This is a genomic window from Flintibacter sp. (assembly GCF_046973065.1).
On sequence record NZ_JBKVXZ010000019.1, the window covers coordinates 34,354 to 53,932 of the forward strand.

Here is a 19,579-nt window from a genome sequence, read left to right on the forward strand (position 1 = left end):
CACGCCCGAAAGAGAAAACGCGGTACTTACGGTTCGTCAGAGTGTTTGTCCAGTTTTTCCAACTGGGTTTGGAGATAATAGGTCTGCATCTCCAGCCGTTTGACCCGCTGTTTCAGGGAGACCAGACACACGGCCACCCATGCGGCGGCCAGAGCAACCAGACCCCACAGTACGGTGAGAGAGCTTTCTTCAAAAATGGGCACGATTAGTTTGGGAAGAAAGAAAACGACGAAAAACGTGGCGATGCCCGCAAAGACCCGGGCGCTTCCTTCTGAATTGCTCATAGCGAAGTCTCCCTTCTGTGAGTCTGGTTTTCTCTTGTTAAGTTTTCAGCAGCTGATAGAGAGCCTGGGCACACTCCTCATCGCTCAGAGCGTCCAGAGGCAGGTCCAGCCCATCCTGGCGCAGCTGCCAGAGAAGCTCCGTGGTGTCGGGGACGGTGAGGCCTACTGCCTTGAGTCCCTCCACGTCCTGAAAGACCTCCTTGGGGGTGCCGTCGGCAATGACCTTGCCCTTGGCCATGACCACCAGGCGGTCGGCCTGGGCGGCCTCGTCCATGTGGTGGGTGATAAGGACCACCGTGACACCGCGCTCCCGGTTCAGGGTCTTGATGGTGCGCAGCACGTCGGCACGGCCGATGGGGTCCAGCATGGCGGTGGGCTCATCCAGCACGATGCACCGGGGCTGCATGGCGATGACGCCCGCGATGGCAATGCGCTGCTTCTGGCCGCCGGAGAGAAGGTGGGGGGCGTGCTCCCGGTATTCATACATACCTACGGCCTTCAGGGCGTCATCCACCCGGCGGCGGATCTCGTCGGAGGGAACGCCTAAATTTTCCGGGGCAAAGGCCACATCCTCCTCCACCACGTTGGCTACGATCTGGTTGTCCGGGTTCTGGAATACCATGCCCACGGTGCGCCGGATATCCAGCAGCAGCTGGTCCTCGCTGGTGTCCATGCCGCTGACGTACACCTTGCCCCCGGTGGGCAGCAGGATGGCGTTCATATGCTTGGCCAGGGTGGACTTTCCGCTGCCATTGTGGCCCAGAACGGCCACAAAGGAGCCTTTCTCAATATCCAGACTGACGCCGCCCAGCACAATGGGGGCCACTCCTTCAGCGGTGACGTAGGAGAAGCGCACATCCTGGGCGGAAATGATGGGTTCGCTCATAGCAATACCTCACTTGTGAGATCAAGGATGGAATCTTACTTGCTCCAGCGGCCGGTGGCGCCGCAGGGCAGCACCAGGCCCGTCTGGGTGACAGGCAGGCCCAGCTCGTCGCTGACGGTGTGGCCGCCGAATTTTTTGGAGACCACGGTCTCCAGAATGTAGGTGACCACGCTGGGAGCCAGGCCGGTGGTGTAGGAATTGAGGATAATGAACAGGGGATCATCGGAGAGTACCCCGCTCACCAGCTCCACAAAGGGGTAGAGGTTCTCCTCCAGCTTCCACACCTCGCCGGTGGGACCCCGGCCGTAAGAGGGGGGGTCCATGATGATGGCGTCATACTTCCGGCCCCGACGGATCTCCCGCTCTACAAACTTGCCGCAGTCGTCCACGATCCAGCGGATGGGGGCGTCCTCCAGCCCGGAGCTCTTGGCGTTTTCCCGGGCCCACTGGACCATGCCCTTGGCCGCGTCCACGTGGCACACCTTGGCGCCCGCCGCCGCGCAGGCCACGGTGGCTCCGCCGGTGTAAGCAAACAGGTTCAGCACGCTGATGGGACGGCCCGCTTTCTGAATTTGCTCCCGGGCCCAGTCCCAGTTGGCCGCCTGCTCCGGAAACAGGCCAGTGTGCTTGAAGTTCATGGGCTTAATATTAAAGGTAAGGTCCCGGTAGGACACGGTCCAGCGCTGGGGCATGGACTTGTTCTGCCACTGGCCGCCTCCGGTGGAGGAGCGGGCATACCGCCCGGCATTCACCTTCCAGCCGCGGTGGGTGCGGGGCGTGTTCCAGATGGCCTGAGGATCGGGCCGCACCAGCAGCTGCTCCCCCCAGCGCTCCAGCTTTTCGCCGCGCCCGCAGTCAATGAGCTCATAGTCCTTCCATTGGTCGGAAACCCACATAAAGTTACCCCTCTCGTTTCATTTAAAACTAATATAGTATACCATCCCGAATTTGGGCCGTCAATGAAAAGCAACGGGCAAAAGGACAGAAAGAATTGTAATTCTTTTGGAAGTGTGGTAGAATAACACGGAAACTGACAAAACGCCCCGGATTTTGGGGCAGAGACGAGGTGCCCCATGGATCATCCCTTCCGAAGTGCCGCCGTAGGCGGATTTAACCGCCAGGACGTGCTGGATTATTTGGAAAAGACCGCCGCGGAGAATGCGCAGAAGCAGCAGGAGCTGGAAAAGCAGCTGGAACAGCAGAAGCAGGAACTGGAGCAGCTGCGCCGCCGCTCCGGCGAGCTGGAGGAGCGGGAGGCCATCTTCAGCCGGGAGCGGGAAAGCATGTCCCGGGAGCTGGAGCAGACCAAGGGGGTGCTTCAGGACATCCGGCAGCGGGAAAAGGCCCAGAGTGAGGAGCTGACCCAGCTGCGCCAGGAACGGGACCGTCTGCGTGCCCGGGTGGCTGCACTGGAGCCCGATGCCGCCGCCTATGCGGCGGTGAAGGACCGCACCGCGGGCATGGAGCTGCAGGCCCACTGCCGGGCTCACGCGGTGCAGGAGCAGGCCGATCAGCAGGCCCGCCAGGTCCGCCGGCAGATGGAGCAGTGGCTGCGCCAGGTGCAGCAGGAGTATGAGCAGCTGCGCAGCCAGGTGGAATCCACCGTCTCCCACGCCGCCGATGAGCTGAGCAAAGCGGGCCGGTGCTTGGACCAGCTTAACCAGATGCTCGGGGAGCAGGAGGTGGCTCTGGAAGCCGTATCCCAGGAGTATTTGGACAGCGACCCGGAGAAGGTACCCGCCCCGGTGCCCCTGGAAGAAGCTTAAGAGTCGAAAGTTGTGCATAAGAGACAGGATATACAGTGATACCTGTGCTGTTTCTGTACGAAAGCCCCATTGACGAACGTGCGGGGCTGTCATAAAATAAGGAAAATGATTTATCCGGATGAAGTGCGAAAGGAAAGGAGTGCGTGATCATGATGATGCAGTGCTATGCAGCTCGATATCAGTGCATGTCCCACGCTGCTCCCCAGCGTGAGGCTGGTTCCTTTGCGCGCTTTTTCCTGAATCACGCCATGATGGACACCATTCTGCTGGTGTCCATTTTTGCTATTTTGCTGGGTGTAACCGTACTGCTCAGCACTCGAATTATTCTGGCCGCCCTGCTGGCGGTATTGGTCATTCTGGGCGTGATGGTTCAGCGAACGCAGCTTTCTCCACCATCAGGTGGGGTGTAACGGGTTAAAAAGCGGCTGCGTTCCCAGGAACGAAGCCGCTTTTTATATATCATACGCAATATGAAATCCAACTGTAAGGAGAGATTGTTATGAAAAAGTTTCTTGCCTTCACCATGGCGGCAGCGATGACGCTGTCTCTGGCTGCCTGCGGCGGCGGTTCCAGTTCCGGCTCCAATACCAGCGCTGACGGCTCCGGCAGCGCCGCGTTCAAGCTGGGCGGCACCGGCCCCCTGACCGGCGACGCCTCCATCTACGGCCTGGCTGCCCAGCGCGGCGCTCAGATCGCTGTGGATGAGATCAACGCCGAGGGCGGCGCTATCCAGTTCGAGCTGAAGTACGAGGACGACGTCAACGACCCTGAGAAGGCTGTCAACGCCTACAACGCACTGAAGGAGTGGGGCATGCAGATCTCCCTGGGCTCCGTTACCACCCAGCCCTGTATCGCTACCTCCAGCTACAACTTTGCCGACAGCATCTTTGCTCTGACCCCCTCCGCCTCCTCCCCCGACGTCATCTCCGGCAAGGATAACGTCTATCAGATGTGCTTCTCCGACCCCAACCAGGGCACCGCTTCCGCCAAATACATCTCCGAGCAGAAGCTGGGCGAGAAGGTCTTTATCATCTGGAAGAGCGACGACAACTACTCCACCGGCATCAAGGATAAGTTTGTGGCTGAGGCTGAGACTCTTGGCCTGAACGTAGTGGGCAATGCGACCTTCACCGCGGACAGCAAGAACGATTTTACCGTGCAGCTGACCCAGGCCAAGCAGGCCGGGGCCGACCTGCTGTTCCTGCCCATCTACTATGATGCTGCTTCCCTGATCCTGACCCAGGCCAACGCCATGGGCTATGCCCCCAAGTTCTTCGGCGTGGACGGCATGGACGGTATCCTGACCCAGGCGAATTTTGATACCTCCCTGGCCGAGGGCGTCATGCTGCTGACCCCCTTCAACGCCGATGACGAGGATGAGGCCACCCAGCACTTTGTCAAGGCTTATCAGGAGAAGTACAACGAGACTCCCATCCAGTTTGCCGCTGACGCCTACGACTGCGTCTACGCCTACAAGCAGGCTCTGGAGACTGCTGGCTGCACCCCCGATATGAGCGCGGCTGATATCAATGCCAAGCTGAAGGAGACCTTCCCCACCATCACCTTCACCGGCCTGACCGGCGACGGCGCGGGCATCACCTGGGATTCCACTGGTGCGGTGTCCAAGAGCCCCAAGGGCATGGTCATCAGGGACGGCGCTTACGTCGGCATGGACTAAGCCCAGTCAAAACGTAAAGCGATCCCCAGGGGGCTGCGCGGCAGCCCCCTGGGATACCCATTTCTGAAGTGAGAAGGGGACGCATGGGAAAGGGGCCGGAAGGGCCCGGCAATTTTCCCATGCGCCCAAAAAGAGAGAAAAGGTGAGTGAATTATGGATTTCTTGACCCTGTTGGATTATCTGATCCGAGGGCTGAGTCTGGGCAGCATCTATGCCATCATCGCCCTGGGCTACACCATGGTGTATGGCATTGCAAAAATGCTCAACTTTGCCCACGGAGACGTGATCATGGTAGGCGCCTACGCCTGCTTCTTTACGGTGACGGGCATGAGCCCCATGTTTGAGGAGGGCAGCGTGGCTGCCATGGTGGTTCCCGCCCTGGCTGGCGTGGTGCTGTCCATGGTAGTGTGTACCGCCCTGGGCGTGGTCATTGAGGGGCTGGCCTACAAGCCCCTGCGTCAGGCGCCCTCCCTGGCCGTGCTGATTACCGCCATCGGCGTGAGCTACTTTTTGCAGAACGCCGCCCTGCTGCTTTGGTCCTCCAGCCCCAAGATCTTCTCCCCCATTGTAGGCAGCGGACAGCTCCAGGTAGGCCCGCTGAACATCTCCTACGTGACTTTGGTGACCATTGTGGCCTGTATCGTGATCATGGTGTGCCTGACCCTGTTCACCGGCAAGACCAAGATGGGCAAGGCCATGCGCGCCGTGTCTGAGGACAAGGGCGCGGCTCAGCTCATGGGCATCAACGTCAACCGCACCATCTCCATGACCTTTGCCATTGGTTCCGCTCTGGCGGCCATTGCCGGCGTGCTGCTGTGCTCCGCCTATCCCACCCTGACCCCCACCACCGGTTCCATGCCTGGTATCAAGGCCTTCACCGCGGCCGTCTTCGGCGGCATCGGCTCCATCCCCGGCGCTCTGCTGGGCGGTCTGCTGCTGGGCATCATCGAGATCTTTGCCAGCGCCTATATCTCCACCCAGCTGTCCACCGCCGTGGTGTTCGGTGTGCTGATCGTGGTGCTGCTGGTCAAGCCCGCTGGTCTGCTGGGCAAGACCGTGCGCGAGAAAGTGTGAGGTGGTAGGAATGATTCGACTTGCGAATATGAACAAGACCACCCGGTCCAGCCTGTTTACCTATGCTCTGGTCATTGTGGCCTTCCTGATCATCCAGGTGCTGCGGGGTACCGTTGGCATCGGCTCTGTGCTGGAGGGACAGCTGATCCCCATCTGTGCCTACGTCACCATGGCTCTGGCCCTGAACCTGGTGGTTGGCGTGTCCGGCGAGCTGAGCCTGGGCCACGCCGGATTTATGAGCATCGGTGCCTTTATGGGCTGCTCCGCTGCCAGCGCTCTGGCAGGTGTGATTCCCTTTACTCCCCTGCGCCTGGCCGTGGCCATGCTGGTGGGCGCCGCCCTGGCCGGTTTCTTCGGCTTCCTTATCGGTATCCCCGTGCTGCGCCTCAACGGCGACTATCTGGCTATTGTTACCCTGGCCTTCGGCGAGATCATCAAGAGCCTGCTGACCAACGTCTATCTGGGTGTGGATAAGGACGGCTTCCAGTTCAGCTTCCTCAGCGATAAGAACACCCTGGGCGAGGGCGGCATCCAGCTCATTAAGGGTCCCATGGGCGTGATGAACACCGCCCGGATTTCCTCCTTTATTGCTGGTTTTATCCTGGTGATGATCACCCTGATCATTATTTTCAATCTGGTCAACAGCCGCACCGGCCGGGCCATCATGGCCGCCCGGGACAACCGCATCGCTGCCGAGAGCGTGGGCATCAGCGTGACCAAGTACAAGATGATTGCCTTTGTTACCTCTGCTGCTCTGGCCGGTGCCGCCGGTACTCTGTATGGATGCAGCCAGGTTACCTTCACCGCCACCAAGTTTGACTTCAACACCTCCATCCTGATCCTGGTGTTCGTGGTTCTGGGTGGTCTGGGCAATATGTGGGGCTCGGTGATCGCTGCCGCCGCGCTGACCATCCTGCCCGAGGCCCTGCGCCAGTTTGCTGACTACCGCATGCTGGTGTACGCCATCGTCCTCATTCTGGTCATGCTGGCCACCAATAACCCCAGTATTCAGGGCTTCTTTGCCCGGCTGCGCAGCCGCGCGGCGGAGAAGAAAGGAGGGGCACAATGAGCCGAATTCCCAAAGAGCCGGTGAAGCTTGTAGAGGTGCCCAGCACCAACAAGATTCCCGAGCGTGATATTGATAAAAGCCCCATTCTGGAGTGCCGCCACCTGGGCATCGACTTTGGCGGTTTGGCCGCGGTAAAGGACTTCAACATGGCCATCGGCCGCACCGAGATTGCCGGCCTCATCGGCCCCAACGGCGCGGGCAAGACAACCGTCTTCAACCTGCTCACCAAGGTGTACCAGCCCACCCGTGGCACCATCCTGGTGGACGGTGTGGACACCCACAACATGAATACCGTCCAGGTGAACAAGGCGGGCATCGCCCGTACCTTCCAGAATATCCGCCTGTTTGACAACCTCACCGTGGAGGACAACGTAAAGCTGGGCCTTCATAACCACATCAACTACGGGATGTGGAGCGGCATCTTCCGTCTGCCCAACTACTGGAAAGAGGAGAAGGTGGCCCACGACCGGGCCATGGAGCTGCTGTCCATCTTTGATATGGGCTATCTGGCCAAGTACAAGGCGGGCTCCCTGCCCTACGGCGCCCAGCGCCGCCTGGAGATCGTCCGCGCCCTGGCCACCAACCCCAGCCTGCTGCTGCTGGACGAGCCGGCGGCCGGCATGAACCCCTCTGAGACGGCGGAGCTGATGGAGAACATCGTCAAGATCCGGGACACCTTCGGCATCGCCATCCTGCTCATCGAGCACGATATGAACCTGGTCATGGGCATCTGTGAGGGTATCGCGGTACTCAACTTCGGCCAGATCATCGCCAAGGGCACCCCTGACGAGATCAAGAACGACCCGGTGGTCATTGAGGCCTACCTGGGCAAGCAGAAGGAGGCGTGATCCATGGAGACCATTTTGAAAGTTGAGGGGATCAACGTCTACTACGGCGCCATCCACGCCATCAAGGACATCTCCTTTGAGGTAAATCAGGGGGAGATCGTCACCCTGATCGGCGCCAACGGCGCGGGCAAGACCACCACCTTGCAGACCATTTCCGGCCTGCTGCATACCCGCACCGGAAGCATTACCTTCCAGGGCCAGAACATCACCAACATCCGGGCGGACAAGCTGGTCTCCCGGGGCCTGGCTCAGGTTCCCGAGGGACGGCGGGTCTTTTTGCAGATGTCGGTGCAGGAGAACCTGGAGATGGGAGCCTACCAGCCTCAGGCCGGAGTGCCCAAGGATCTGGAGATGGTCTTTGAGCTGTTCCCCCGGCTGAAGGAGCGGCGCAACCAGGTGGCGGGCACCCTGTCCGGCGGCGAGCAGCAGATGCTGGCCATGGGCCGGGCTATGATGTCCCACCCCAAGCTGCTGATGCTGGACGAGCCCTCCATGGGCCTTGCCCCCCTGCTGGTGGAGCAGATCTTTGAGATCATCAAGAACCTGAATAAGCAGGGCTCCACCATTCTGCTGGTGGAGCAGAACGCCCAGATGGCTCTGTCCGTGGCTCACCGCGGCTATGTACTGGAGACGGGAAAGATCGTCACCACCGGTACCGGCGAGGAGCTCATCCGCAGCCCCGAGATCAAAAAAGCCTATCTGGGCGGCTAAGCCCAGCTGCGCGTCAAAAAGAGGAAAATCACCTCTTTTTGACGCGTTTTTTCATTGTAATTTTCAGCCTGTGCGTATACACTAAAGAAAAAACAAAAGGGGGCGCTTTTTATGCTTGAGGAGTGGAAATTTGACTGGAAAAAGTTGGACGAGGCGGAGTGCAAAGTCCGTCTGAAGGCCCGGCGGCTGGATCTGGCCGGTTTGCAGCAGCCCATCAAGGGGGCGGGCCTGCCGGTGATCGTGCTCATCGAGGGCTGGGGGGCCTCCGGCAAGGGCAGCATGATCCGCTCCCTCATCCGGGAGCTGGACCCTCGGGGGTTTCTGGTGCGCAGCGTGACCATGCCCACCCAGGAGGAGCGGCGCTGGCCCTTCCTCAAGCGCCACTTTGAGGCTATTCCGGAGCAGGGGAAAATTTTATTACTGGACTCCGGGTGGATGGACGAGACGGTGCGGGAGCGGCTGCGGGGCGACCTGTCCGACGGGGAGTACCAGCGGCGGCTGGAGAGTGTGAACCTCTTTGAACGGCAGCTGGCGGCAGGAGGCTACCTGCTGGTGAAGCTGTTTCTGCACATCGAGCAGGACACCCAGCGCAAGCGCCTGGAGAAGCTGGAAAAGCACAAGGACACCGCCTGGCGGGCGGGGGAGAACGACTGGCGGCAGAACAAGAACTACCGCCGCACCCAGGAGGCCTTTGACGACTTCATGCAGGCCACCCACACCGACTGGGCTCCCTGGAAGGTGATCGACGCCACCTCCGGTCCCTGGGCCCAGCTGGCGGCGGCCGACTGGCTGTACCAGCAGATTACCGCCGCCCTGCGCTGTCCGCCCACAGCGGAGCCGCCGGTGCACCGCTGGCCTCTGGTGGACATCCAGTCCCTGGAGAAGGTGAAGCTGGACAAGTCGCTGGATAAGGAGAAGTACCAGCGGGAGCTGGAGGCATGCCGGGAGAAGCTGGAGGACCTGCACAACCAGCTCTACCGCAAGAAGATTCCCGTGGTCATCGCCTACGAGGGATGGGACGCCGCCGGAAAGGGGGGCAACATCAAGCGCTTGGCCTCCGCCCTGGACCCCCGGGGCTATGAAGTGGTGCCCATCGCCAGCCCAACCCCGGATGAAAAGCACCGCCATTATCTCTGGCGCTTCTGGCGCAAGCTGCCCAAGACGGGCCACATCGCCATCTTTGACCGCAGCTGGTACGGCCGAGTGATGGTGGAGCGTCTGGAGGGTTTTTGTACGATTGAGGACTGGCAGCGGGCCTATGATGAGATCAATGAGTTTGAGCGGGAGCTCACCGACGCAGGCGCGGTGGTGCTGAAGTTCTGGGTGCAGATCGACAAGGACACCCAGCTCCAGCGCTTCCAGGCCCGGGAGAACACCCCGGAGAAGCGCTGGAAGATCACCGATGAGGACTGGCGCAACCGGGAGAAGTGGGATGCCTATCAGGTGGCGGTCAACGAGATGCTTGCCCGCACCAACACGGAGAATGCCCCCTGGCATATCCTGGAGTCGGTGGACAAGCGCTACGCCCGCATCAAAGCGATGAAAATCGTCATCCACGCTCTGGAGCAGGCCCTGGACTAGAGAGGCATAAAAAATTGCCGCCCATATGGGCGGCAATTTTTTGCGGTTAAAATACGCTGAGGTAGAGCTTGCGGCTCAGGTCCTCCAGTACGTGGATTCCAGCCAGGCTGTTGCCCTTGTCATCCAGGCCGGGGGAGTAGATGCCGATACCCATACGGGTGGGGGAGACGGCCATAATGCCGCCGCCAACACCGCTCTTGGCGGGCAGTCCCACCTTGATGGCAAAGTCGCCCGCGCCGTTGTACATGCCGCAGGTCATGAGGATGGCATTGACATAGTGGGCGTAGCGGCTGGAGAACACACGCTCCTCCGACACCGGGCGGCGGCCCCGGTTGGCAAAGACGAAGGCGATGTTGGCAAGGTCCTTGCAGTTTACCAGGATGGAGCAGGCCTTGAAGTAGCAGTCCAGCACCTCCTCCACGTCATCCTGGATAAGGCCATGGCTCTTGAGCAGGAAGGCCAGGGCACGGTTGCGGCTGCCGGTACGCTTCTCCGACTCATAGACGGCCTGGCTGATGTCGATGTCCGGGTTGCCCGCTACCTTCCGGGTCAGTTCCAGCAGACGCTGAAAGCGCGTTTCATAGGTCTCACCCTTGATAAGGGTGCACAGCAGAATGGCGCCCATATTGACCATGGGGTTAAGATGCTCGCTGAGCAGGGCCTGGTCGGTGTAGTTGATGGCGTCAAAAGGCTTTCCCGTGGCCTCCACACCCACGTGGGCGCGGACCATCTCCTCCCCGTAGTCCATCAGAGCCAGGAGTAAAAAGAGCGGCTTTACAATGCTCTGGATGGTAAACCGCTTCTGAAAGTCCCCGGCGAAGCTGGTCTTGCCGTCGCTGGAGACTACGTAGATGCCCAGGTCATCCTGGTTGGCCTTGGCAAGCTCAGGGATGTAATTGGCCAAGCGCCCTTCCTTGGTATAATGGCGATTCTCCTCGATCAGCTGCTCCAGAAGTTCGTCCATGGTAATTCCTCCTCTGATGGTATCTCTGCCTCAGGCGCAGAAAGGCCGGGCCTCCGCACAGAAGGGCAGAGAGTCCGGACCCGTGTCTTTTGTCATACAATTTGCTGACCTTATTGTAGCAGATTGTCCACAAAAAAGGAAGAGGGAACAAAGAAAATATGCAAAATCACAAAAAATGAGGGGCGGATTCTTGCGCCGTTGTGGCGGGCGCGGTATGATAAGAAAAAACAAGCGCCCTTTCCAAAGGGCGGGAAGGGAGCAAGAACATGATACGCTTTGAATGTGACTACGGGGAGGGGGCTCACCCCAAAATTCTGGAGGCCCTGACCCAGACCAATCTGGAGCAGACGGCGGGCTACGGCCTGGACCCCCACTGCGATCACGCCCGGGAACTTATCCGCCAGGCCTGCCAGGCCCCGGATGCGGCGGTGGAATTTTTGGTGGGCGGTACCCAGGCCAACGCCACCGTGATTGCCGCCATCCTGCGGCCCTACCAGGGCGCCCTGTGCGCCCAGACGGGACATATCAACGTCCACGAGACGGGAGCCATTGAGGCAAGCGGCCACAAGGTGTTGCCTCTGCCTGCCAAGGAGGGGAAAATCACCGCTCAGGAAATCCGCCGCGCCTGCCGGGACCACTGGGAGGACGCCACCCATGAGCATATCGTCCAGCCCGGTCTGGTCTATCTCTCCCAGCCCACCGAGGAGGGTACCCTCTATACCCGCTCCGAACTGGAGGACATCCGTGCGGCCTGCGATGAGTACCACCTGCCCCTGTACATCGACGGGGCCCGGTGCGGCTATGGCCTGGGTGCAGCGGAGAACGACGTGACCCTGGCCGATTTGGCCCGGCTGGCCAATGTGTTTTATATCGGCGGCACCAAGGTGGGCGCCTTGTTCGGAGAGGCGGTGGTCATCCCCGACCCGGCCATTCAGAAAGATTTCCGCTATATGATCAAGCGCATGGGCGGTATGCTGGCCAAGGGCCGGCTGCTGGGAATCCAGTTTGAGGTCCTGTTCCAGGACGGCCTCTATGAACAGTTGGGCCGCCGCACCGTGGCTCTGGCCCAGAAGCTGGCGGCAGCGTTTGGGGCAAAGGGCATCTCCATGCTCCATAAATCTCCCACCAACCAGCAGTTCCCCGTCCTGACCCAGGCCCAGCGGGATAAGCTGGGGGAGAAGTACGCCTTCTCTTTCTGGCAGAGCGTGGACGAGGACCGGGCAGCGGTGCGTTTCTGCACCAGCTGGGCCACCCGGGAGGAGGATGTGGATGCGCTGGTGGCGGACATCCAGAATCTATAATCAAAAAGCCGGAGAGCACGTCGCTCTCCGGCTTTTTGATGAAAATTAGGGCAGGTCCAAGGTGGCGATGACCTCTTTGAGCTGCTGGGCGGAGGACAGAAGGGCCTGGTGCTCCTTCTCGTCCAGAGGAATCTCCAGCACGGTTTCCACGCCGTTCTCTCCCACGATGGAGGGAACGCTCAGGCACAGGCCGTCCAGGCCGTACTGGCCCTCCAGCAGCACCGACACAGGGAGCATGGCGTGCTCGTCCTTCATCACACACTCGGCGATGCGGGAGACCGCCATGGCGATGCCGTAGTAGGTGGCACCCTTGCGCTGGATGATCTCATAGGCGCTGTCCCGCACCTCGTGGTAGATCTTGTCCCGCAGGGCGGCCTGGTCCTGGATGCCGCGCAGGGTGCAGAACTGGGCCAGATCCACGCTGGAAATGTTGGCGCTGCTCCACACGGCCAGCTCGCTGTCCCCGTGCTCGCCGATGATGGCGGCGTGGACATTGCGGCTGTCTACCCCCAACTCCTGGCTGAGCAGATACTTGAGGCGGGCAGTGTCCAGCACAGTGCCCGAGCCGATCACCCGGTGGGCAGGCAGTCCGGACAGCCGCCAGGCGGCGTAGGTGAGCACATCCACCGGATTGGACACGATCATCAGGATGCCCTTGAAATTCCGGCTGGTGAGCTGGGGAATAATGCTTTTCAAAATCGCTACGTTCTTGCCAATCAGGTCCAGGCGGGTCTCGCCGGGCTTCTGGTTGGCTCCGGCGGTGACGATGACCATGGCGCAGTCGGCCACGTCGTCGTAGTCTCCGGCGTAGATGCGCATGGAGGCAGTGTAGGGCAGACCGTGGCTCAGGTCCATGGCCTCGCCTTCCGCCTTCTCCCGGTTGGCGTCGATGAGCACCAGCTCGGAGAAAATGCCCTTCTGCATCAGACTGAAAGCGATAGAGGCTCCCACAAAACCGCAGCCGATCACCGCGGCCTTTCGTACGTTGATCATAGTATAAACGCTCCTTTCCAGTTGGCAGTAGTGTTGCCCGTTTTTCGGAGTGCCATTCGGTACTATTATCCTACAAAATTAGTAGGAAAATAACAAGAGGAAAAAGAACCAAGAAAATGGAGGCGAGAAACGAATATTTTGGAAAAACGCCGTGGGGTAACCGGGCGGGCCGTGTATAATAAAATAAAGGCGCACAGGAGGAGGTGAGGGCCATGAAGGGAGAGGAGGCGGTACGCCGTCTGGCAGCCGGGGAGCCGGATGCCCTGGATGCGGTGTCGGCGGCCTATACACCGCTTTTGAACTATGTGATTTTTGCCATTCTGGAAGATAAGCAGGAGCGGGAGGAGTGCCTGGCCGACGTGCTCCACCAGGTGTGGCAGGCACGGGAACAGTTTGACGCGAAACGGGGCAGCTTCACCACCTGGCTTACCACCCTGGCACGGAACGCGGCCCTCAACCGAAAAAGAGCACAGCGCCGCCGGGAGGCAGGGCGAGCGGAGTGGGATGAGAAGCTGCCCCACCCCGGGGACGGCCCGGAGGAGCAGCTTTTGAAAGCCGAGGAGCGGGAGCGGCTTCAGCAGGCGATCCGCAATTTGTCCCACCAGGAGCAGATATTGTTTTACCGGAAATATTACTACTTGCAGTCCACCCGGCAGATCGCCGCGGAGCTGGGTACCAGCGAGCGGGCGGTGGAGGGCAAGCTGTACCGCCTGCGCAAAAAGCTGCAGAAGGCGCTGGGAGGTGAGTTTGATGCGTGAGGAGGACAAGCTGGACGTTTTGCTGACTCAGGAGGCGGGGGAGCTGCCCCCTCCCCCGGTGGTGGATGAGGCGATCACGCCCTGGAAGCGGGCAATATACCGCATTGTCTGGGGCATCGGACTGACCACGTGTACCTTGAATGTTTGGATCGTAAAGTATCTGATGCTGGCTGTGGGTACGGTGCTGCTGTGGCTGGGGCTTCGGGCATTGCGGCGGGAGAATCGGTGCTTTACTGCCTGCTGGGTCATCAGTTTGATCCAGGCGGCATTTCAGTTTGCTGGTTTGATACTCAATGCCACCATCTGGGTTTCAGAACAGCCCCTTAGCTGGCTGTCCTATTCTGGACTGATGCTTCCGCTGATCCAGTATATCTGCCTGTGGCAGGGTATCATAGAAGTACGCCGCCGGGCGGGACAGCCGGCCGAGGCGAGAGCCGCCGGAGCGCTCATCTGGTTCTATCTGGTGTTGGCTGCATTTGCCCTGCTGAATGTCCAGGGGCTGATTGTTGTAGGAGCTCTCCTGGTGGTCTATATCCTGATCATGCGCAGCCTGAGTAAGTTTGCCCATCTGCTGGACGAGGCAGGTTATCAGGTGCAGCCTGCCCCGGTGCGGGTGTCTGACCGAAGTATCTGGATCACTTGGTTCGCTGCTCTGCTGGTGTGCATTTCGGCGGCCACCCTCCTTTTTAGCCGCTATCCCATGGAGTGGTCGCCAAGGCCGGAGGGGGAGCAGGCGGGCCTGGAGGAGATCCGCTCCCACCTGGTGGAGCTGGGGGTGCCGGAGCAGGTGGCGGACGACCTGTCAGCGGAGGACTTGTTCAGCCTGGAGGGGGCCCTGAGAGTGGAGGCGGAGGTAACTGAAGCGCCCTTTAACAATGGGAAGATGATGTACACCTCCACGGGGGTCTATTACAGCGAATATGTAGTAAAAGAGCTGAAGGTGACCAACCTGGCGGTGGAGCTTCCGGGCAGGCAGTGGAAGATCATCCACCACTTCCAGTGGCAGGTCCAGCCCAAGTACCGCACCACCGAGTGCATTGCTCTCAAGTCTGCGGCACACACAGGCGTAGAGAGTGTTCACATGGAGGGAACCGTTACCGGGCGGCTGCTCTATGACAAGGATGGAACGACCTATCTGGGGGACTACTACCGCCTGGAGGAGGAAGTGTTCACTACAAATTCTATCTTCTGGAGCCCGACAGAAAAGCACTTGTTCATGGCGCTGTTTTCTATCCCGCTGGGTGGGGAGAACTGCCGGGGCTATCTCACCTATCCCATGAGTACCGGGGAGGACAACAAGATTTTGCAGTCCTGGATGAATTATACTCACCAGGTGGGATTTTGGAACTACCCCCTGATGACGGCGGAAGAGTATGAAAAGCTTGGAATTTGGAGATCAGGAAGTTTCCAGACAGCCCAGGCCTCCATTAACTGGATCAGTGAGGAAACAGAAGAGGACCCGGCCTGAGCCGGGTCCTCTTTGTGATATCAGGGAGAAACATTACAAAATGTGAAAGGCCACCACCAATCCGGAGAACACGATGGACACCGTGGACACCAGCTTGATGAGGATGTTCAGGGAGGGACCGGAGGTGTCCTTAAAGGGGTCGCCCACCGTGTCGCCCACCACGGCGGCCTTGTGGCAGTCGGAGCCCTTGCCTCCGTGATGGCCCGCCTCGATGTACTTCTTCGCGTTGTCCCAGGCGCCGCCCGCGTTGGACATGAATACCGCCATGGCAAAGCCGGTCACCGATACGCCGCCCAGAAGACCCACCACGCCGATGGGGCCCAGAATAAGGCCGGTGAGGATGGGCACCACAATGGCCAGCAGGGCGGGGACCACCATCTCCCGCAGCGCGCCCTTGGTACACAGAGCCACGCAGGAGGCGTAGTCCGGGTCGGTCTTGTGTTCCATGATTCCCGCAATCTCTTTAAACTGGCGGCGTACCTCCACCACAATGGACTGGGCGGCAGTCTGCACCGCGTTCATGGTGAGGGCGGAGAAGACGAAGGTGAGCATGGCTCCGATGAAGAGCTCCACCAGCATCAGAGGGTTGGTGAGGGTGAGGTCCAGCACCTCGGGAGTCTTGGTCTGCACGATGTTCACGTAGGACACCAGCAGGGCCAGGGCGGTGAGAGAGGCCGAGCCGATGGCAAAGCCCTTGCCGGTGGCGGCGGTGGTGTTGCCCAGGGAGTCCAGAGCGTCGGTGCGCTCCCGAACCGACTCGGGCAGGCCGGACATCTCGGCAATGCCGCCCGCGTTGTCGGCCACGGGGCCGTAGGCGTCGGTGGCCAGGGTGATGCCCAGGGTGGACAGCATGCCCACGGCGGCAATGCCGATGCCGTAGAGCCCCTGGTTAAAGGAGGCGGCTCCCCCGGCGGCGTAGAAGCTGACCAGAATGGCGATAGCCACCACCAGGATGGAGGCAATGGTGGACAGCATTCCCAGAGAGATGCCGCCAATGATCACGGTGGCCGCGCCGGTCTCGGAGGCGGCAGCCAGCCGTTGGGTGGGCTTATAGGTGTCGGAGGTGTAGTACTCGGTAAAGTAGCCGATGGCGCAGCCTCCAGCCAGTCCGGCCAGAATGGCCACATAGACGCCCCAGTGGCCCAGCAGGAAATAGGTGAGGGGAGCGGCGGCGATGGCGGAGAGAGCAGCGGCCAGATAGGTGCCGGTGCGCAGGGAGCGCAGCAGGGATTTCTGGGAGGCGTTCTCCTCGGTCTTGACAAAGAAGCTGCCCACGATGGAGCACAAAATGCCGCACACCGCCAGCAGGATGGGCAAAATCAGCCCATTCCAGCCGTAGCCGGCGCTGGCGCCCAGAGCGAAAGTGGCCAGGATGGAGCCCACATAGGACTCGTACAGGTCAGCGCCCATGCCGGCCACGTCGCCCACGTTGTCGCCCACGTTGTCCGCAATGGTGGCGGGGTTGCGGGGGTCGTCCTCCGGGATGCCCGCCTCCACCTTGCCCACCAGGTCAGCGCCTACGTCGGCAGCTTTGGTGTAGATGCCTCCGCCCACCCGGGCGAACAGAGCCATAAAGGAGGCGCCCATGCCGTTCATCACCATGATATTGCCCAGAGTCACCGGGTTGTCGATCCCGGCCCCCAGGCGCAGGATGACAAACCACAGGGAGATGTCCAGCAGTCCCAGGCCCACCACAGTAAAGCCCATGACACAGCCCGAGGAGAAGGCCACCCGCAGTCCCCGGTTCAGGCTCTCGCTGGCGGCCTGGGCGGTGCGTGCGTTGGCATTGGTGGCAATTTTCATGCCCACCAGACCGGCCAGCATGGACCAGATGCCGCCGGTCAGAAAGGCAAAGGGAGTGAATCGGGAGAGCATCTGTCCGCCCGTGCCGAAGGCCATGACCAGAAGCAGAACAAAGACCACAGCAAAGACCTTGGCCACCGTGGCGTACTGGTGCTTGAGGTAGGCATTGGCGCCGGAGCGGATAGCCCCGGCAATTTTTTGCATAGTGGGGGTCCCTTCCGAATAGGACATGACCCGCCCCTTTTGCTGCAGAGCAAAAAGGAGGGCAGCCAGTGCGCCCGCAAAGCCCAGCCAGTACAGGTTCTCCATGAAAACACGCCCTTTCTTTGGATATAGAAGCCTGCGCTTGTTGGAAACAACCAAAAAATATAGAAAATTACAGGCTCCTTATCATCATTTTACCATACCGGGGATAGAATGCAAGGGCGGATTCTGCAAAACACAGTCTCGAGGTATAAAAAATGCCCGCAGCAGAACACTGCGGGCAGAAACAGGCGAAATGCTAATTGCGGCGCCAGGTGTGGCGGCTGAACAGAACCAGGATGGGGAAGATCTCCAACCGGCCGATGATCATGCACAGGGAGAGGACCACCTTGCTCAGCGGGGAGAAGGCGGCAAAATTGCCGGAGGGGCCGATGGTTGCCAAACCGGGACCTACGTTGCTCACGCAGGTGAGGGCGGCAGAGAAGGAGACGTCAAAGGGGACGTTATCCAGAGAGACCACCAAAGCGGCAGTGAGGATAATCATGATGTAAAAGCCGATAAACACCAGCACGGAGTGCAGAGTGCTCTCATCCACCGGCTTTCCGTCCAGACGCACCACTTCCACCGAGCGGGGATGGGCGATGCGGTGCAGCTCCCGGCGGATGGAGCGCAGCAGCATGACCACCCGGGAGCACTTGATGCCGCCGCCGGTGGAGCCGGCACAGGCACCGCAGAACATGAGGATTACCAGAATCATCTGGGAGAAGTGGGGCCAGAGCACAAAGTCCGCCGTGGCAAAGCCGGTGGTAGAAATGATGGACGCCACCTGGAAGAAGGCGTAGCGCAGGCTGTCCCACACGTTCTCATAGATGGGCATGATATTGATGGTGATCAGCGCGGTAGAGCCCGCCACCAGCAGCAGGAAGAACCGGGCCTCATCGCTCTTGAGCGCCTCCTTGAACCGGCGCTGAAGCAGAAGGAAATACAGGCCAAAGTTCAGTGAGAAGAGCAAGGCGAAGATGGCGATGATGATTTCGGCAGTGGGATTGCCGTAGGCGCCCACACTGAGATTGCGGTTGGAGAAGCCGCCGGTGCCGGCGGTGGAGAAGGAGTGAATGAGGGCGTCATACAGAGGCAGACCGCAGATCTTCAGCAAAATGACCTCTGCCAGCGTGAGGGCGAAGTACATCTGATAGAGAATCTTGGAGGTCTGAGACTGCTTGGGCACCAGCTTGGAAAAGACCGGACCGGGGGTCTCCGCCTGGGTGAGGTAGTGGGGACGCACCCCCAGGGAGGGGACGATGGCGGTGACCAGCACCAGCACGCCCATGCCGCCCAGCCAGTGGGTGAAGGCGCGCCAGAAGAGGATGCCGTAGGGCAGGGCCTCAATGTTGGTGAGAATGGTAGCTCCGGTGGTGGTGAAGCCGGAAGAGGCCTCAAACACGCAGTCGATAAAGGAGTTGAAATAGCCGGAAAAATAGAAGGGAAGTCCGCCAACCACGCCGGTGAGCAGCCACAGCAGTCCCACCGACACAAAGCCCTCCCGCACGTGGAAGTGCCGCTCTGCGGGCAGAAAGGACAGGGGAAGGCTGATGCACAAAATGACCAGAATGCTCCAGACAAAGGGCATGGGGCTTTCGTGGTAGAGCAGAGCTACTGCCATGGGCAGCACTAGCACGGCGGCCTCCATGGACAAAATCCGGCCCAGCAGCTTAAAAACCAGCTTAATGTTCATCCTTGCCTCCAGTCAGGAGAAAACTTCCTTCCTCCTCGGCATAGATGTCATTGAGATCCTGGATGGGCCGGTCACGGGAGATGATGATGACCGAATCACCCTCCTGGATGCAGGAGGAACCTTCGGGGATGATGATCTCGCCGTCCCGCATGATGACGGCGATGAGGATGCCCTTGTGCAGGTGCAGATCCCGCAGGGGCACATTGAGATGACGGGTGGAGGGGCCAACGGTAAACTCCATGGCCTCAGTCTTACCGTCGGCAATGCGGTAGAGGGTGTTCATCACGCTGCCCTGGGAGTTCTGCATGCCGCGTACCAGCTGAAGGATCTGGGCGGCGGTGATAAGCTTGGGGGAGATGACGCTGTCCAGACCCACGGCCCGGGCAATGCCGGTATAGTTTTGGCGGTTACACTTGGTGACCACCTTGTGCATGCCCTGCTGCATGGCGTACAGGG

General features: G+C 60.1%; 19 protein-coding genes. 11 read left to right on the forward strand and 8 right to left on the reverse strand.

The window, feature by feature from the left end; translation table 11 throughout:
• Nucleotides 1–26 precede the first annotated feature (26 nt).
• From ACLTXB_RS08750 to ACLTXB_RS08760, 3 genes are read right to left on the reverse strand one after another with little or no spacing between them, the layout of a single operon-like run.
• Nucleotides 27–284, reverse strand: coding sequence for a hypothetical protein (locus ACLTXB_RS08750; RefSeq protein ID WP_428226686.1), 258 nt, complete (start codon nt 282–284; stop codon nt 27–29).
• A gap of 37 nt (nt 285–321) precedes the next feature.
• Nucleotides 322–1,170 carry an energy-coupling factor transporter ATPase gene (locus ACLTXB_RS08755; RefSeq protein WP_428226687.1) on the reverse strand — a complete coding sequence of 283 codons (849 nt, stop codon included), beginning with the start codon at nt 1,168–1,170 and terminating at the stop codon, nt 322–324.
• 35 nt (nt 1,171–1,205) lie between these two features.
• Entirely contained in the window at nt 1,206–2,066 is an 861-nt protein-coding gene (locus tag ACLTXB_RS08760; protein WP_428226688.1) for a class I SAM-dependent methyltransferase, read from the reverse strand.
• 177 nt (nt 2,067–2,243) lie between these two features.
• On the opposite strand from ACLTXB_RS08760, the gene ACLTXB_RS08765 reads away from it, so the two are divergent.
• The 8 genes from ACLTXB_RS08765 to pap all read left to right on the forward strand — a co-directional run bounded on the left by ACLTXB_RS08765 (nt 2,244) and on the right by pap (nt 9,897).
• Nucleotides 2,244–2,936, forward strand: coding sequence for a hypothetical protein (locus ACLTXB_RS08765; protein WP_428226689.1), 693 nt, complete (start codon nt 2,244–2,246; stop codon nt 2,934–2,936).
• A gap of 149 nt (nt 2,937–3,085) precedes the next feature.
• Entirely contained in the window at nt 3,086–3,346 is a 261-nt protein-coding gene (locus ACLTXB_RS08770; RefSeq protein ID WP_428226690.1) for a hypothetical protein, read from the forward strand.
• A gap of 89 nt (nt 3,347–3,435) precedes the next feature.
• Nucleotides 3,436–4,614, forward strand: a complete 1,179-nt coding sequence (locus ACLTXB_RS08775; protein ID WP_428226691.1) for an ABC transporter substrate-binding protein — start codon at nt 3,436–3,438, stop codon at nt 4,612–4,614.
• A gap of 162 nt (nt 4,615–4,776) precedes the next feature.
• Complete coding sequence (locus tag ACLTXB_RS08780) at nt 4,777–5,688, forward strand: branched-chain amino acid ABC transporter permease (RefSeq protein ID WP_040649867.1); 912 nt, start codon at nt 4,777–4,779, stop codon at nt 5,686–5,688.
• Nucleotides 5,689–5,698: 10 nt separating this feature from the next.
• Nucleotides 5,699–6,757: a branched-chain amino acid ABC transporter permease gene (locus ACLTXB_RS08785; RefSeq protein WP_428226692.1), complete on the forward strand. Its 1,059-nt coding sequence runs from the start codon at nt 5,699–5,701 to the stop codon at nt 6,755–6,757.
• Nucleotides 6,754–7,605, forward strand: a complete 852-nt coding sequence (locus ACLTXB_RS08790) for an ABC transporter ATP-binding protein (RefSeq protein ID WP_040649730.1) — start codon at nt 6,754–6,756, stop codon at nt 7,603–7,605. Before ACLTXB_RS08785 ends, ACLTXB_RS08790 begins: the two co-directional genes overlap by 4 nt.
• Before the next feature lie 12 nt (nt 7,606–7,617).
• Complete coding sequence (locus ACLTXB_RS08795) at nt 7,618–8,316, forward strand: ABC transporter ATP-binding protein (RefSeq protein ID WP_428226703.1); 699 nt, start codon at nt 7,618–7,620, stop codon at nt 8,314–8,316.
• Nucleotides 8,317–8,427: 111 nt separating this feature from the next.
• Nucleotides 8,428–9,897 carry a polyphosphate:AMP phosphotransferase gene (gene pap / locus ACLTXB_RS08800; RefSeq protein WP_428226693.1) on the forward strand — a complete coding sequence of 490 codons (1,470 nt, stop codon included), beginning with the start codon at nt 8,428–8,430 and terminating at the stop codon, nt 9,895–9,897.
• Between the two features lie 46 nt (nt 9,898–9,943).
• Here the strand turns inward: pap and glsA are convergent, their stop codons facing one another.
• Complete coding sequence (gene glsA / locus ACLTXB_RS08805) at nt 9,944–10,861, reverse strand: glutaminase A (RefSeq protein ID WP_428226694.1); 918 nt, start codon at nt 10,859–10,861, stop codon at nt 9,944–9,946.
• Nucleotides 10,862–11,127: 266 nt separating this feature from the next.
• On the opposite strand from glsA, the gene ACLTXB_RS08810 reads away from it, so the two are divergent.
• Nucleotides 11,128–12,162 (forward strand): threonine aldolase family protein, encoded by a 1,035-nt coding sequence (locus ACLTXB_RS08810; protein WP_428226695.1) that lies wholly within the window; start codon nt 11,128–11,130, stop codon nt 12,160–12,162.
• A 45-nt stretch (nt 12,163–12,207) separates the two neighbouring features.
• Here ACLTXB_RS08810 and ACLTXB_RS08815 read toward each other — a convergent pair whose 3' ends face one another.
• Nucleotides 12,208–13,155 carry an L-lactate dehydrogenase gene (locus ACLTXB_RS08815; RefSeq protein ID WP_428226696.1) on the reverse strand — a complete coding sequence of 316 codons (948 nt, stop codon included), beginning with the start codon at nt 13,153–13,155 and terminating at the stop codon, nt 12,208–12,210.
• Nucleotides 13,156–13,367: 212 nt separating this feature from the next.
• On the opposite strand from ACLTXB_RS08815, the gene ACLTXB_RS08820 reads away from it, so the two are divergent.
• Both ACLTXB_RS08820 and ACLTXB_RS08825 read left to right on the forward strand, forming a co-directional pair.
• A complete protein-coding gene (locus ACLTXB_RS08820) occupies nt 13,368–13,913 on the forward strand; it encodes an RNA polymerase sigma factor (RefSeq protein ID WP_428226697.1) in 546 nt (181 codons plus the stop codon).
• The gene (locus tag ACLTXB_RS08825; protein ID WP_428226698.1) at nt 13,906–15,381 is read left to right on the forward strand and encodes a hypothetical protein; all 1,476 of its coding nucleotides are present in this window, start codon (nt 13,906–13,908) and stop codon (nt 15,379–15,381) included. Before ACLTXB_RS08820 ends, ACLTXB_RS08825 begins: the two co-directional genes overlap by 8 nt.
• A gap of 33 nt (nt 15,382–15,414) precedes the next feature.
• On the opposite strand, the gene ACLTXB_RS08830 is transcribed toward ACLTXB_RS08825, so the two are convergent.
• The 3 genes from ACLTXB_RS08830 to ACLTXB_RS08840 form a co-directional block, all read right to left on the reverse strand.
• Nucleotides 15,415–17,493 (reverse strand): sodium-translocating pyrophosphatase, encoded by a 2,079-nt coding sequence (locus ACLTXB_RS08830; protein WP_428226699.1) that lies wholly within the window; start codon nt 17,491–17,493, stop codon nt 15,415–15,417.
• Nucleotides 17,494–17,686: 193 nt separating this feature from the next.
• Nucleotides 17,687–19,123, reverse strand: coding sequence for a TrkH family potassium uptake protein (locus tag ACLTXB_RS08835; RefSeq protein ID WP_428226700.1), 1,437 nt, complete (start codon nt 19,121–19,123; stop codon nt 17,687–17,689).
• Nucleotides 19,113–19,579, reverse strand: a 467-nt coding sequence (locus ACLTXB_RS08840; protein ID WP_428226701.1) for a TrkA C-terminal domain-containing protein, incomplete at its 5' end; no start/stop codon positions are given. The genes ACLTXB_RS08835 and ACLTXB_RS08840, both read right to left, overlap by 11 nt.

Bases quoted from the DNA above. Each gene is read 5' to 3' on its own strand.
- ACLTXB_RS08755 (WP_428226687.1), bottom strand. From the start codon at position 1,170: ATGAGCGAACCCATCATTTCCGCCCAGGATGTGCGCTTCTCCTACGTC.
- pap (WP_428226693.1), top strand. From the start codon at position 8,428: ATGCTTGAGGAGTGGAAATTTGACTGGAAAAAGTTGGACGAGGCGGAG.
- ACLTXB_RS08790 (WP_040649730.1), top strand. From the start codon at position 6,754: ATGAGCCGAATTCCCAAAGAGCCGGTGAAGCTTGTAGAGGTGCCCAGC.
- ACLTXB_RS08835 (WP_428226700.1), bottom strand. From the start codon at position 19,123: ATGAACATTAAGCTGGTTTTTAAGCTGCTGGGCCGGATTTTGTCCATG.
- ACLTXB_RS08830 (WP_428226699.1), bottom strand. From the start codon at position 17,493: ATGGAGAACCTGTACTGGCTGGGCTTTGCGGGCGCACTGGCTGCCCTC.
- ACLTXB_RS08820 (WP_428226697.1), top strand. From the start codon at position 13,368: ATGAAGGGAGAGGAGGCGGTACGCCGTCTGGCAGCCGGGGAGCCGGAT.
- ACLTXB_RS08765 (WP_428226689.1), top strand. From the start codon at position 2,244: ATGGATCATCCCTTCCGAAGTGCCGCCGTAGGCGGATTTAACCGCCAG.
- ACLTXB_RS08750 (WP_428226686.1), bottom strand. From the start codon at position 284: ATGAGCAATTCAGAAGGAAGCGCCCGGGTCTTTGCGGGCATCGCCACG.
- ACLTXB_RS08825 (WP_428226698.1), top strand. From the start codon at position 13,906: ATGCGTGAGGAGGACAAGCTGGACGTTTTGCTGACTCAGGAGGCGGGG.
- glsA (WP_428226694.1), bottom strand. From the start codon at position 10,861: ATGGACGAACTTCTGGAGCAGCTGATCGAGGAGAATCGCCATTATACC.
- ACLTXB_RS08815 (WP_428226696.1), bottom strand. From the start codon at position 13,155: ATGATCAACGTACGAAAGGCCGCGGTGATCGGCTGCGGTTTTGTGGGA.
- ACLTXB_RS08760 (WP_428226688.1), bottom strand. From the start codon at position 2,066: ATGTGGGTTTCCGACCAATGGAAGGACTATGAGCTCATTGACTGCGGG.
- ACLTXB_RS08785 (WP_428226692.1), top strand. From the start codon at position 5,699: ATGATTCGACTTGCGAATATGAACAAGACCACCCGGTCCAGCCTGTTT.
- ACLTXB_RS08810 (WP_428226695.1), top strand. From the start codon at position 11,128: ATGATACGCTTTGAATGTGACTACGGGGAGGGGGCTCACCCCAAAATT.
- ACLTXB_RS08775 (WP_428226691.1), top strand. From the start codon at position 3,436: ATGAAAAAGTTTCTTGCCTTCACCATGGCGGCAGCGATGACGCTGTCT.
- ACLTXB_RS08770 (WP_428226690.1), top strand. From the start codon at position 3,086: ATGATGATGCAGTGCTATGCAGCTCGATATCAGTGCATGTCCCACGCT.